Annotated in this window: 7 protein-coding genes; 2 read left to right on the top strand and 5 right to left on the bottom strand. The window is 72.2% G+C overall.

Going from position 1 to position 13,454, the window contains the following annotated elements; all coding sequences use genetic code 11:
- Window positions 1-49 precede the first annotated feature (49 nt).
- Both pglX and pglW read right to left on the bottom strand, forming a co-directional pair.
- Complete coding sequence (gene pglX / locus ACLQ2X_RS21570; protein WP_425682887.1) at window positions 50-3,559, bottom strand: BREX-2 system adenine-specific DNA-methyltransferase PglX; 3,510 nt, start codon at window positions 3,557-3,559, stop codon at window positions 50-52.
- Window positions 3,556-7,665 carry a BREX system serine/threonine kinase PglW gene (pglW, locus tag ACLQ2X_RS21565; protein ID WP_425682886.1) on the bottom strand — a complete coding sequence of 1,370 codons (4,110 nt, stop codon included), beginning with the start codon at window positions 7,663-7,665 and terminating at the stop codon, window positions 3,556-3,558. The genes pglX and pglW overlap by 4 nt, the downstream gene beginning before the upstream one ends.
- Window positions 7,666-8,058: 393 nt before the next feature.
- Here pglW and ACLQ2X_RS21560 point away from each other — a divergent pair, with 393 nt between their 5' ends.
- On the top strand, window positions 8,059-8,778 hold the full coding sequence (locus tag ACLQ2X_RS21560) for a hypothetical protein (RefSeq protein WP_425682885.1): 720 nt from the start codon (window positions 8,059-8,061) through the stop codon (window positions 8,776-8,778).
- A gap of 85 nt (window positions 8,779-8,863) precedes the next feature.
- Here the strand turns inward: ACLQ2X_RS21560 and ACLQ2X_RS21555 are convergent, their stop codons facing one another.
- Both ACLQ2X_RS21555 and ACLQ2X_RS21550 read right to left on the bottom strand, forming a co-directional pair.
- Complete coding sequence (locus ACLQ2X_RS21555) at window positions 8,864-9,037, bottom strand: hypothetical protein (RefSeq protein WP_425682884.1); 174 nt, start codon at window positions 9,035-9,037, stop codon at window positions 8,864-8,866.
- Window positions 9,038-9,276: 239 nt separating this feature from the next.
- Window positions 9,277-9,591 (bottom strand): glycosyl hydrolase 2 galactose-binding domain-containing protein, encoded by a 315-nt coding sequence (locus ACLQ2X_RS21550; protein ID WP_425682883.1) that lies wholly within the window; start codon window positions 9,589-9,591, stop codon window positions 9,277-9,279.
- Between the two features lie 313 nt (window positions 9,592-9,904).
- Between ACLQ2X_RS21550 and ACLQ2X_RS21545 the strand changes: the two genes are divergently transcribed.
- Window positions 9,905-10,924: a LacI family DNA-binding transcriptional regulator gene (locus ACLQ2X_RS21545; RefSeq protein ID WP_425682882.1), complete on the top strand. Its 1,020-nt coding sequence runs from the start codon at window positions 9,905-9,907 to the stop codon at window positions 10,922-10,924.
- Between the two features lie 23 nt (window positions 10,925-10,947).
- Here the strand turns inward: ACLQ2X_RS21545 and ACLQ2X_RS21540 are convergent, their stop codons facing one another.
- Window positions 10,948-13,359, bottom strand: coding sequence for an EAL domain-containing protein (locus ACLQ2X_RS21540; RefSeq protein ID WP_425682881.1), 2,412 nt, complete (start codon window positions 13,357-13,359; stop codon window positions 10,948-10,950).
- Between the last annotated feature and the right edge of the window lie 95 nt (window positions 13,360-13,454).

Genomic DNA, 13,454 nt, shown 5'->3' with positions numbered 1-13,454 from the left:
GGGCGGACCTCCACGGCGTTGCACCACCGTGGCGAGCCCGCATCCGCGTCTAGCCGGCGATGCCCTGGAGGACCGTGAGACTGCCCCGATGGGCACCGAGCTGGGACAGTTCGGCGTCGACAAGGTCGGTGAAGAACTGGGCCGGGGAGCCGGGGAAGTCGGGCCGCTCGTCGGCGTACCACTGGTGCAGCCACGGCTCCAGCTCCGCGATGCCCGCCAGCAACGGCAGCAGGCGTTCCGCCGGCCACGCCGCCTGGAGCTTGCGGTCCAGGTAGACGGTCGCCAGCGCCTGGGCCTGGGCGAGGTGGTCCCACCCCGCCCAACCGAGCAGCTCCGTGACGTCGCCGTCGCGGCCCGCCTTCGGGTACGAGACGAAGCGTTCCTTCGGCACGTCGAGCTTGCCGCGCGCCCGCCAGTAGGACGGCTTGACGAAGTCCGCCGACGTGTACTTCGGCGGCACCTTGATGTCCACGTCCTCGCCAGCGTCCTCCAGCCGCTGCTGCGCCCACGTCCGCTCCCACTGCGCCCTTTTCCGCAGCCCGGTGGGCTTGTAGCGGTAGGCGGGCAGGAACGGCACGTGCTCGTCGGCGACCAGCTTCGCCAGCGTCTTCGTCAGGTCGTAGTCGTCACGGCCGATCCACAGCTCCAGCACCGCGCGAAAGTCGTCGTCGTGGCGTACCCGGTCGGCAAGCTGGGCCACCGACTGGGGTATCGGCCGGTCGCCCCAGATCTCGGGCGCCTCCAGCCGGTCGAGGAGCCAGTCCCGCAGCGCCCTGGCCTGCATCGCGCCCCAGCCCTCGGTGGCCCACCGCCGCTTGCACTCCGGCCGTTCGATCAGCGCGATGTTCCGGTCCGACTCGATCGCCTCGATCCGCCGCCGGACCAACGCCCGGTAGTCGTCCGGCCAGTGCGCCGGCAGCTCCGTGATCGGTGTCGACCCGTGCCGCGCGAACCACTGCGTCTCCACCTCGCCGGCCGCCATCCGCCGCGCCAGCACGATCTCGAACGCCCGTTCCCCCAACGCGAGCAGCGGTGGCTCGGCGCAGGTCAGATCGTCGTCACGCAGCCCGTAGAGCCGGTAGACCTCCCAGTCCAACTCCTCCTGCAACGCGATCATGCGCGCCCGGGTGTCGTCGTAGTCGACGTGCGCCGCCGCCAGCCGCTCGCGGGTCGGCACCCCGGCCTCCGCGACCGCCGCCGGGGTCAGCCGGGAGAGCCGCTGCGCCAGCGAGTCGAGCAGCCGCGCCCGCTCCAACGGGTACGCCGCGGGCAGCGGAAACTCCTGAAGCTTCGTGCCAGTGAACTCGTAGCGGTCGGACCATGGCTCGGCGCTGACTCTTGCTCCGTCGCCTCCAATTGGATCACCGCCTTTCGGGTAGCTCACCTGCTTGAGCCAGAAGCAGGCGGTGGAACTGTTCAACACCCCGAGCAGCCGCAGGTGATCATCCTCCGTCGCCCCCTCCGGCAACTTGATCACCGGCGAGTGCCGATTGAATACCCGGGATTCACCGTCGACGACGAAATGGTTGTGTGTCGCGACATCAGCGAAGGTGAGCAATGTGGGTGAGGCATAGCGTCGACGGAAGAACATCGAGAACTCGAACCAGGCAAGGCCGCGTTCGATTTGCGTCTTTCCGTATGCAACCCGCTCAATGAGAAGGCGGCGATTCGGCCACAGCACCCGCTCCACACTCGGTTCAAGATCAGCCTCAAGGGTGGTCTCGCTGTAGGGCCAGACACAGTTCACACTAGACGAGACAAGCCAGTCGCGGGTTTGTTCGCCTTCGACCATCGCTCGCCGATAGAATTTTGGGACACCGAAGCGCCGGAGGGCGCCTTCATTCAGAACGAAGGCATCATCTTCGCGCGTTACCGCCCCGAATCCAATGTTGTCGACTTCGTCGGATAGTTTCCGCCGAGAGCCACGTTCGATTGCCGTCATCAAACCCAGGGACCCACCGCCCGCAAGGCTCCACGGGAATGAGTTAAGCTGCTGACGAGGAAGGTCCACCGAACTGACCCAAGCCGACTCGCTTGCCGAACCATTAATCTGCGTCCTGATTGCCGACCAAACGATGGCTCTGGCGGGATCTTGAGGAGGGGCGGGCTCCCCTCTTACCCCAAGAAGAGCGCGGACCGCCGTAGGCCGACGACAGCCATTTGCTCGGCCGATCAGAATGACTGTCGGCGTTCCGTGGCCGGGGATATAGGCACCCGACGTATCAATGACCTCGGTCAACTCAACCCTGTGCGCGAAGTAGTCTTCGATGAGCTTCTTGCCGAACTCGCGCTTCATGAAGGCGTTGCCGGTGATCTGGCCGACGTGGCCAGCGCCCTCGCCGTGCTCGTCGGACTGCCTCGCCAGGTCGAAGAAACGCTTGGCGAACGGCACCGTCAGCGCGTACTGCCGGTGGCAGACGTCGGGATAGATCTCCCGGTAGAGCTGGTTGCGCGCCTTGTCGGCGACCGTGATGTACGGCGGGTTGCCGACCACCACCGTGTACTGCCCCTCGCGCAGGTAGTCGGCGAGCACGTCGGCGTCCTCGGTCGCGTACGCGAACGCGTCCCGCCCCTCCAGCATCGCGAGCATGTCGCCCTGGTGCCGCGACTTACGCCCCCACTGCAACAGGGAGTCGCCGGTCGCCACCCGGACCGGCCAGGACGGCGTGCGTTCCAGCGAGGTGAGCCCGCACTCCTTCATCGCGGCGATCAGCAGCCGGAACCGAGCGATGGCCACAGCGAACGGGTTGATGTCCACCCCGGTCACCTGGCCGAGCGCCCGCTCCACAAGCACCCGGATGTCGGTGGCGGGCTCGCGCTCCCGCCACTTGTCCACCAGCCGGCCGAACGCGCCCAGCAGGAAGTGCCCCGACCCGCAGGTCGGGTCGATGACCGAGGTTTCCGGCAGCCCGAATTCGCGTACCGCCGGCTCGAACGTGCGGTCGAGGATGAACTCCTCCACGAAGTCCGGCGTCTGCAACAGCGCGTACGTCTTCTTCGCGTGCGTCGACAGGTCCTGGTAGAGGTCGCCGAGGAAGCGGGTGTTCAGGTCCTCGACACGCAGCGACACCAGGCCCGGCCCGCGCCGGAAGAACTCCGACAGCTTCTCCGCCGCCTCGCCGGAGATGCCGAACCGCCACACCGGGTTGTGCTCGTCGAAGATCTTGCCGGTGGCGCGCAGCCCACGCAGATAGTCGAACGCCTCGCGCAACCAGTGCCGGTCGTTGTGGCGGGGGTTGTCGATCAGGTGCTGCTGGCGGTGCTGCATCGCCCGGCCGACGGGTGCGACCGGCTCGGGACCACCGATCCAGAGCGGCTCGACCAGCTCGTTGTCCTCGCAGAAGCGAACGAACACGCAGCCGAGCACCCAGGCCACCGCCGCCTGGTCCACGACGTCGTCCAGCCAGGTCTCGAACGTCCCCGCCGTACGCCGGGCCTCGGCCGCCTGGGCGTGTTCCTTGCGCAGCGACGACTCCAGTTCGGAGTCCTCCGCGACCTGCCCGCGCAGGTCGTCGGTGAGAGCGATGACCTGGGCCTGCAACGCCTTGAGCGGAATCATCGGGGGGCGGTCCTCTCCAGGATGGGGGTGTCCCACTCGTCCGGCAGCCACAGCGACTGACTGGCCGGCGAGGTGAGCGGAAGCTGCTGCCCGTCGAGCTGCACCGACTCGGTGCTGCGCAGCGGCACCAGCAGCAGTCGGGCGGCCGGACGAGGGCGGGTCGGGTCGGCCAGTTCCTGGACCAGCCGGAGCTGCTGGTACCGAGCCAGCGGCGCGGCCTCGGTGATCAGCACCGGCCGGTCGGCATCGGCGAGCGCGGCCTCGACCGCCGGCATCACGTCGTGCTGGAACAGCTCCACCAGCGACCGGAAATCGGCGTCGGTGGGGGTGCCTGTGTCGGCGGCGACGATCGCCTCCCAGGGGAAGTTGAGCGCGCGCAGCCGCTCCAGCATGATCGCGGTCACGTCGACCTCGACGAGGTCGTAACGGTCCAGCAGGGCCTGGCGAGCGCGACCGGGGCGCCGGATCGAGGTGAGCACCACCAGGAAGCCGTTGCGGTCGATCACGTCGGCGAGCCGCCTGCGGGCCCGGGCGGCGGCACCCGGTGCCAGGATCGGGCCCACTGTGCTGCCCTTGCGGGTGCCGGTCAGCGACGAGGTGCGGTCCGGCGGGACGAAACGACCGATGCTCGCGTCCCAGAACAGCGGGATCTCCCGCAGCATCTCGTCCAGCTTCGGCCGGTTCGGCAGTTCCTGGGCTCGTGGGAACCGGGCGCGCACTCTGGCGCGTACCGTCTCGGGGTCGAGCTTCTGGCCCACGAGCGCGCCGGCGGCCAGGCGCAGCGCCCGCTCGGCGGGCATCCGCTCCGCCGGGTAGAGCTGGCCCTGCGCGTTGACCGCGGCCTCGCCACCGCTGCCGGCGGCGGCGAGTTGGAGAAGCCGGGCCTCGCCCAGCGGCGGCATGCCGTCCGGCGGCGCCTCCAGCGCGCGCAGTTCCTCCACCGCGCGGCTCCTGCTGGGCAGCGGGTCCGCACCCGCCAGGGCCGCCGCCCGGCGGCCGAGCCGGGTCACGTAACCGAGCAGGTCGTCGGCCGTGCGCTCGGTGCCCGGGTCGTCCGGCTCCCGGCCGATGAGGACGGTGTCACCGCCGCGCAGCCGCTGCATCGCCAGCCGCGCGTCACCGCCCCGCGCCAACTCAGTCTCCACCGCCGCCCGGACCAGGCCGATCGCCTGGGCAGTGCGCTTCGGTTCGGCCGTGTAGGAACCACGGGTGACGTTCAACGCCTCGGCGATCTCCTCGCCGGAGGCCACCCCGCCCCGCGCGTCCAACAGAGCCACGATCTCGTCGCGGACCAGCCCGAGCGCCGAGTTGGGCTGCCAGTCGCGGGCGACGACCCGCTTCAACAGGCGGGACACGTCCGGCTGCTGCTTGCCGACAACCCGGGCCACGTCCGCCTGAGACGGCCACCGCAGATAATGGCCGTCCTCGTCGGCGGCCTGGCCGAGCAACACCTGTACAGCCGTGCGGTGCCAGGAGATGCGACCGGTCTCGGATGGCAGCAGGCTAACGGCGAGCGCTTCGACGTGCTGCGCGTCGGTGCGTGCAGGCGCCGCCGGCTCGGGCGTCGCGAGCAGGTCGCGCAGTTCCCGGCTACGCGCCAGGATCTCCTTGCGGGTGGCATCCGGGACGCCCCTGGCCCGAGTCAGCGCGGACGGCTCGGCGTCCAGCAGTTCACCCACAGTGCCGATGCCGAGACGCTCCAGCGCCGAGCGGGCTCGGGCGGTCAACTCGGCCGCCTCCAACGACGAGGCCCGGCTCAACGGCGCGACGCCGCCGGTGTCATCCGTGGGGGTCATCGGCTCGGGGATCTCCCGGAACACCGCCCGCCACGCGTCGGTCATCTCGTCGAGGGTGTCGAACCGGTCCGCCGCATCCCGGGCCAGCGCCTTGGCGAAGAAGGCCACCAGACGGTCCGCGACCGAAGGGTCGAAGACCGCCGGGTCGAGAGTCACCTCGTCACTGATGGCTGCCGGGTTCGCGCCGTTGCCCCACCGCGGCAGCGTCCCAGTGGCCATCTCGTAGAGCGTCACCGCGGCGGCGAACCGCTCGGCGGCGGCGTCGTAACGCAGCCGGCGCGGCGGCCCGAGGAACGGGTCGAGGTAGGCGGTCGTGCCGGCAGTGAGCTGGTTGGCGGGAACCGCCGCCAGGGAGAAGTCGAAGACGCACAGGTGCGGCTGCTTGTCCTTCGGGCGCGGGCGCGAAGCCAGGTTCGCCGGCTTGATGTCCCGGTGCCACACGCCCTGCCCGTCCAGGAAGGCGACAATCTCCAGCAGATCCCGGCCGTACCGTTCCAGCAGGTCCAGCGCCAGCCGGCCGCCGCGCAAGTCCTCGGCCAGGGTGCGTTCGCCCGCGTTCTCCAGCAGCAGCGCGGTCCGGCCGCCCACCTTGACCGGGCCGCGCACCAACGCCGCAACCCGCGAGTCACGCAGCTTGTCGACGGTGCGGGCCTCGGCGGCGAAGCGCTCCGCGTACTGCTCGTCCCGGGCGACCTTGAGCACCACCGGCCGCCGATCCGCCGCGGTCTCTTCGGTCACCAAGAGGGCGACCGCCGTGGAGCCGCTGCCCAGCCGGCCGAGCACCGTCAGCCCGCCGTCGAGCACGTCACCCCGGTGGGCCCGCAGGGGGTCCACCACCGGTTCCGGCTCCGGCGCGGTCAGTTCCTCCCAAACCAGTTCCAGGCCGGCGAGGAAGTCCGTGACCCGCCGCATTCGCGGCCCCGGATCGCCCCGGGTGGCGTCGTAGACTATCTCCACCAACGCCTTCGGCATACCGTCGGCGACCGCGTCCAGTCGCAGACCGCCGCCGGCAACCGCGGCGACCAACTCCTCCGCCGACGTCGCCGGCTCCACACCAGCGAAAATCCGGTACGCCAGCGCGCCGAGAGAGAACATGTCGAGCTGGTGGCCCGGCAGGTCGTCGAGGGTCGCCGCCTCGGGCGCCTGGTAACGGCGCACCGAATCGTCGAAGAACAGTTCCAGAGATGCCGGGTCGGTCGGCGAACCGAACGAGGTCATTCGGGTACCGGGAAGCCGTCCGCCGGTCTGCCAGTCGGTGACCACAAGCGTGGGGCGGGCGCTGTCCGGGTCGCAGACGTACACCGCGCGGGGATTCAGCGAGCGGTGCGACAACCGGCGCGAGTGGGCGTGCCCCACGACCTCAGCGAGATCCTGAACAAGTTGTAACCGCTGGGCCAGTTGGAGCCGTCCGTCGCGCTCGGCCAGCCACTGGTCGAGGCGCTGCCACTCGGGCCGGTGGTCGAACACCACCGCCGGGCCCCAAGGATGCTCGACCAAATCCAGCGCGCGGGCGATACCCGGGTGGTGGATGCCCTGCAACAGCCGGAACTCGCGTTCGGCGGCGCGCCGGATCGCCGGCACGTCCTCCTCCGCCGCCCTGCTGGTCAGATAGAACCGCACCCGCCGCAGCAGTGAGGTGTCCACGGTGTGGTCGGCGAGGAAGTCCTGCCAACCGATGCCCTCGGCGAAGGGACGCTGGTGCAGCATGAGTTGGTTGACCCGCCGTTCGGCCACGGACGGCCGGATCCGGGCGCCCCGTACCAAATCGACGATCTGCCGGCCACGTACCGCGTCGACGAAATGACGGGGATCCGTCGGCGGAGCCAGCAGCATCTGCTTGAGGCTGGGCAATTCGGTGTCGTTGCCGTCCAGGCCATAGACGTGCTGTCGCCCGATTTCGTCCAGCTCACAACGCATGTTGCGGGCATGCAGAAAGACCGCCGCATGCACGAAAGGAATACGGGCCCCGGATGGCGCGTACTGGCCGATGACGCTGCGCAGCCGCTTGGCCTTGCGATTGGTCAGGATCAGTGGGCTGTCCAGGCGGGACCTGCCGCGCCGCCACCGCTGGCCGTCGCCGGAGATCCGGCCCTGCCAGTGCTTGAGTTCGAGCACATAGAGGCCACTGCGGGTGAGCACCAGGGCATCGATCTCATTGATCGAGCCGTCGGTGCCCACGAACTCGACGTTTGCCCACACGTGATATGGCTCGGCGTCCGGAAGGTACGACGCCAATTCACGCAGACCGTCCTGCTCGTGCACGTAGGCACTCGGATTGATCTGCTCCCAGCGCGGTGAGTCCTCACGCATGCCGCACCTGCGCAGTCATGACGGCCACTCCCCACGTATTCAGCTGTGTTGGATCCCGTGGACGGTACCGGCCACCCGGCACTCTCCAAAGTCGACTATTTGACACTTCTTTGAGCACACTCCGCAGGGCCGATCACTACCCGTACCGGAGGCGTACGCGTCTGACTGGATGGCTGAGCCCATGCGGCCGCACCTACCGCCGTGCCGGTCTTCTGGCCCCTCGATCGCACCAGAACGCTGGATGTGCGAGCCGCTACCTCCCGGCATCCGCGACCCGTAGGCAAGGGCGGCAGTGCCAACCCTGCCGAGTGAGCAAGGAAGGGCCCCTTGTTAACGCCTCCGGTAGAGGAGGGGGCCCTTCTTAACGCTCCGCGGCCGGTAGGGTCCGCCGTCGTGGAGACGGTGAGTTACGCGCGACTGGTCCGACCGGCCATCGACCGGGTGTACGTGGGCGCCCTCTGGGCTGCCCGCGCCCGGATGGAGACGTTCTACGCCGAACGGGGTTGCACCCTCGGCGCGGAGAACAGCTTCTTCTCCGGCGTGCTGGCCCGGCCGATACCCGCCGAGGCGCTGGCCGACGGCCTGATCTACACCTCCGGCAGCATGGACGAGGAGTTGACGCAGGGCATCTTCGTCCGGGACGACGAAGGCGCCTGGCACCTCACCGAGCTGGGCCGGGAGCTGACGCTGTTCGCGCAGCGGGCCACCGGCGAGGCCGCCGAGGAGCTGTGGTCCACGCTGCCCGGGGTGCTGCCCGGCCTGAGCATCGTGCCCCGCCTCGCCGACCTGGTCGGCCGGGTGTTGGCGCACGCGCAGGCCACCGGCGGCCCGGCGTTTCGCGCCATGTCCCCGCCGTACGAACCGGCGGACGCGCCCCCGGCGTTGCTGCTGGTCACCCGACTGGGTTCGCTGCGCCACCACCGCGCCGACGCGCACCGGGCGGCATGGCGGGCCGCCGGGCTCACCGCCGACGAGATCCGCGCCCTGCCGGACGGGCCGGAGCGCGCCGCGATCGAGACGGACACCGACCGCCGTGACGAGCCGGCGTACGCGGTGCTCACCGACGCCGAACGCTGGGAGCTGCTGTCCGGTCTCGCCGCACTGCCCGGCTAGCGGGGCAGGGCGCTACCGCCGCGACGCTGTGAGGGTCTCCCCCGCGCCATGTACAACCTCGGGGCACCGGTGAGCGGGCCGGGGGTCACGGCCGGATCGGGTCCTCCTCGGCCGGTGCCGTGCCGTCGATGGGCAACCCGGCCTCCGCGGGTGACTCCTCGTCGGTGCCGTCGAGGTCGGCGTGCGGGTCGTCGGGCGTGGCGTGGTCGGGGTCGGCGCCCCCGGCGTGCAGTTCGGAAAGCTCCACCGGATCAGTCATGCCGTCCTGGTACCCGCCGCGTGCCCGCCGAACCCGAGTGTTAAAAGGGGTCCCCTCCTCTACCGGAGGCGTTAACAGGGGACCCTTCCCTACATGTCGTTCACGCAGCGGGGCGGCGGCGCGCACCGTGAACGTCGCGCTCTCCCCCGGCAGCAGCGTCACCAGCGCCCGGCCCACCTGCGCGGCCGGATCGAGGCGGTCCGGGAACAGCGTCAGGTCGCGCAGCACGGCCCGGGCGGTCACCCGGACCCGCAGGCCACCGTCGACCGGCTCGACTGGCTCGACTGGCCGGAGCAGACCAGGTCGATCCGGTCGCCGGCGGGCGGCCGGTCGAAGCTGGTCCGGTAGGTCCAGTCGGCGTGCCCGATCCAGGTGAGCCGGTTCTCGTTGTCGTCCAGGTAAGGGTCGGGGATGAGGCCGGCGGTCAGCAGGTCGGTGTGTACGCAGCCGGACACGGTCGCCGGGGCCGTCCTCCCGGCGATCCGCGGCGGCACCTGCGGGCCGGGCTCGGCCCGCAGCGTCCAGCCGTCGTGCAGCGGCAGGTGAGGGCTCACGACGTCACCGCACTCCCATGCCTCCGCGGATCGCGGGCGGCACGACGGTCGGGCACACGGACTGAACCGGGTAAGTGAAGCCACCGTACGATCCGGTCACGGCACCGTCAACGGCCGGTCAACGCGGGCGTCCGGGCCAGGGAGCCGACCGGCCCGCCCTAATCTGAACCGGACAAGCCACCCCGCTCCCGGCGGTCCGCCGGTACGCCACGCGGGCTGGGCGACCGGCGGCAGTGCAGTAGCGTCACAGCCCCGGCCGCTCCCGACGACCGGAAACGCCCGCCAGGGCAGGACACAGTGGAGGAGCGCCTCGGTGAAGCGGCCCACCATCGCCGACGTCGCCCGGCGCGCCGGGGTCTCCAAGGGCGCGGTGTCGTACGCGCTGAACGGACAACCCGGCGTCTCCGAGGCGACCCGCCGGCGCATCCTGGCCATCGCGGCGGAACTGGGTTTCCGCCCGAGCAACGCGGCCCGCGCCCTCTCCGGCGCCACCGCCAAGGCGGTCGGGCTGGCACTGTGCCGGCCGGCGCGGACGCTGGGCATCGAGCCGTTCTTCATGGCGCTGATCAGCGGCGTCGAGGCCGAACTGTCGGCCCGCTCGTACGCGCTCACCCTCCAGGTGGTCGCCGACCAGGAGGCGGAGATCGCGGTCTACCGCGGGTGGTGGGCCGAACGCCGGGTCGACGGTGTCCTCGTCTGCGACCTGCGTACCGACGACCGGCGGGTGCCGGCCCTTGAGGAACTGCAGTTGCCGGCGGTGGTGATCGGCGGACCGGGCCACACCGGCAGCCTGGCCAGCGTCTGGTCCGACGACGCGGCGGCCCTGGTCGAGGCGGTGGAGTACCTGGCGGCGCTCGGGCACCGCCGGATCGCCCGGGTCGGCGGCCTGCCCACGCTGCTGCACACCGAGATCCGCACCGAGGCGTTCACCGGCGTCTGCCGTCGGCTCGGGCTGCACGAGACCAGCACGGTCTGGTCGGACTACACGGGTGAGGAGGGCGCGCGGGCCACCCGCCGGCTGCTCAGCTCCGCCCACCGCCCGACCGCGGTGATCTACGACAACGACGTGATGGCCGTCGCCGGGCTCGCCGTCGCCCAGGAGATGGGCCTGGCCGTGCCCGGCGACCTGTCCATCGTGGCCTGGGACGACTCCCCGCTCTGCCGGCTCGTGCACCCGCCGCTGACCGCGCTGGGCCGGGACATCCCGGCGTACGGCGCGCACGCCGCCCGTCGGCTCCTCGCGGTGGTCGCCGGTGAACCGGCGTCCGTGGCGCAGGACGAGACCGCGCACCTGACGCCGCGCGGCAGCACCGCCCCACCACGGGATCGCTGAACCGATTCAGCGAGGCCTGCGGTTCAGCGTGAGGCCAGCGGGAACTCCTCGAACCACGCCTCGACCCGCTCCGCGGTCGCCGGCCGGGCCAACGCGAAGCCCTGGCCGTACCGGCAGCCGGCCCGTCGCGCCCCGGCGACCTGACCGTCCGACTCCAGTTCCTCGACCACCAGCTCCACACCGAGCCGGTCGGCGAGGTTCGCCACCACGTCGATCAGCGGGCGCTGGCCGTCCACGCCCGGCCCGACCAGGTGGGGACCCACCTTCAACAGGTCAACCGGGAGCCGGCGCAACTGCGCGAGCGAAGCCTGCTCGGCACGGAAGTCGTCGAGCGCGGTGCGGACGCCGATCGAGCGCAGCCCGGCCAGCCGGGCCACCACGGTGGACAGGTCGGCGCCCACCACCGGCTCGGCGACCTCCACCACCAGGCGTTCCGGCGCCACGTCGTACGCGGCCAGCGCCGTCGCGGTCCGGGCCACGAAGTCCGGCGCGGCCAGCTCCCGCGGGGTCACGTTCACCGCCATCCACAGCTCCCGGCCCCCGTCGGACCAGGCGGCGAGCTGCCGGCAGGCCCGGTCCAGCACCCACCGCCCGATTTCGCCGATCAGGTCGAGGTCGGTCGCCACCGGCAGCACCTCCAGCGGCAGCACGGTCCCCAGCACCGGGCTGCGCCAGCGCAGCAACGCCTCGGTGCCCACCGGCATCCGGTCGGCCAGTTCCACCACCGGCTGGTAGACCAGGTCGAGCTCGCCCCGCGCCAGCGCGCCGGGCAGCTCCCGCTCCAGATCCAGGCGGCGGACCAGTTGCTCCTCCAGGTAGGCGTCGTACCACTCGACCCGGTCCCGGCCGAGCTGCACCGCCCGACGGCGGGCCAGGCCGGCCTGCCGCAGCACGTCCTCCGGGTCGCCGCCGCGGGTCTCGGCCAGTCCGACGCTCACCAGCAGTCGGATCGTCCCGCCGTCGGGCCGGGGGTACGGCTCGGCAAGCGCCGCCAGCAGTCGGGTGCCGAGCGCGTACGCGAGCACCGGCCCGACGTCGGTGAGCACCGCGAACTCGGCGTCGCCGAGCCGGGCGACCAGGTCGTGCGCGCCGCAACCGGCCCGCAGCCGACGCGCCACCTCGGCCCGTACCGAGCCGTCCGGCCGGGCCGTCTCGTCGCCGTGCAGGTCGATGACGAGCAGCGCGCCGCCGCTGCGGTGCGACACCGCCCGCACCAGGTCCGCCGGGGCCAGCGGTGCGGGCTCGCCGGCCCCGCCGCCCGCCCCGAGCCGCCGCCGCAACCACGCCTCCCGGGCGGCGAGCCGCCGTACCCGGCGGTGCTGGTCGGCGGCGGCGAACAGCTCACCCGCCACGATCAGCGGGAGGACCGACAGCCCCAGGGCGACGGCGCCGACGCTGATCTCCCCCGCCGTGGCGAGACGGACACCGGCGGCCAGCCCGGCGACCGCGGCCGGCGCGGTCAGCCGGGGCCAGGCAGCCGGCGCGGTCAGCCGGGCGGCCGACGTCGTCTCCGGACGCGCCCGGTCCCCGGCCGCCGCCCGCCGCGCCCCGGCGGCGGTGAGCAGCGCCCCGGCCACCAGCGCCGGCGCGACCAGTGGCAGCGCCCGCCCCGGGGCACCGTAGGCCAGCAGCACCACGAGCAGCGCCAGCCCTCCGATCGTGCACGCCGCGCCCGCCTGACAACGCGCGGCCCCCGGCCGGTGGCGGCCTTCGGCGAGCGCCGTCACCACGAGCACTGCGGACGCCGCCGTCGCGCCGACCGTGACGATCCCGGCGGCCGGCGGCACCGGCCCGCCCGGTAGCAGCATCCCGCCGGCGAAGACCAGGCTGACGCCGAGCGCGAGCACGTCGACGGTACGGCGCAGCAGCTCGCGCCCGGACAGCCGGGAGCGCCCGGGCAGGGCCAGCAGGGCCGTCGCGTACAGGGACGTGGCCAGGCCCATCCCGGCCAGCGCGACCGGCAACCGCTGCGCCGTACCGGTCAGCGGCAGCACCGCGACGGTGAGCCCGGAGACCAGGACGGCGGCGTCGAGGATCGCGGCGACCCGGCGGGACAGCGTCCGTCGACGGGCGTGCCGCCCGGTCGCCGTACCGGGCACGGGCTGGTCCGCCGGCCGGGCAGCGGGGTCGGGTCGTCGCGTCGGGACCGGCGCGCCCGGACGGTCGTGCCGCGTCGGGGCGGCGCCGGGCGGCTCCGTCGAGGTGGGTCGGGGCGGCGGGGCGGCGGCGGGCGGGGCGCCGGCCAGCCAGGCGAGCCGGACGCAGGCGAGGGCCGAACCGCCGGCCACGGCCAGCGCGGCGGCCGCGACGCCGGGCACGACTGCGGCGACGCCCGCCAGCAGGAAGATCGCGCCGAGGAGCCACACGGCGAGCTCGGGCAGGGGCAGCGGTCGGAGCAGGAACCGGCGGGCAACGGCGCAGGGGTGGACGGGCACGGCGGTCGCCTTCGTGAGGGGGCACGGGGCGGTGCGGTTGCGGTACGGCGTGCGGCGGAACAGCGGTCGGACCGCATCGTCGGAGACCGATGCGG

Source organism: Micromonospora sp. DT31 (assembly GCF_049841795.1).
Lineage (GTDB): Bacteria > Actinomycetota > Actinomycetes > Mycobacteriales > Micromonosporaceae > Micromonospora.
Note: the sequence above shows the minus strand (reverse complement) of the source record. Positions and strands in the feature narration are given on the sequence as shown.

Bases quoted from the DNA above. Each gene is read 5' to 3' on its own strand.
- pglX (WP_425682887.1), bottom strand. From the start codon at position 3,559: ATGATTCCGCTCAAGGCGTTGCAGGCCCAGGTCATCGCTCTCACCGAC.
- pglW (WP_425682886.1), bottom strand. From the start codon at position 7,665: ATGCGTGAGGACTCACCGCGCTGGGAGCAGATCAATCCGAGTGCCTAC.
- ACLQ2X_RS21555 (WP_425682884.1), bottom strand. From the start codon at position 9,037: ATGACTGATCCGGTGGAGCTTTCCGAACTGCACGCCGGGGGCGCCGAC.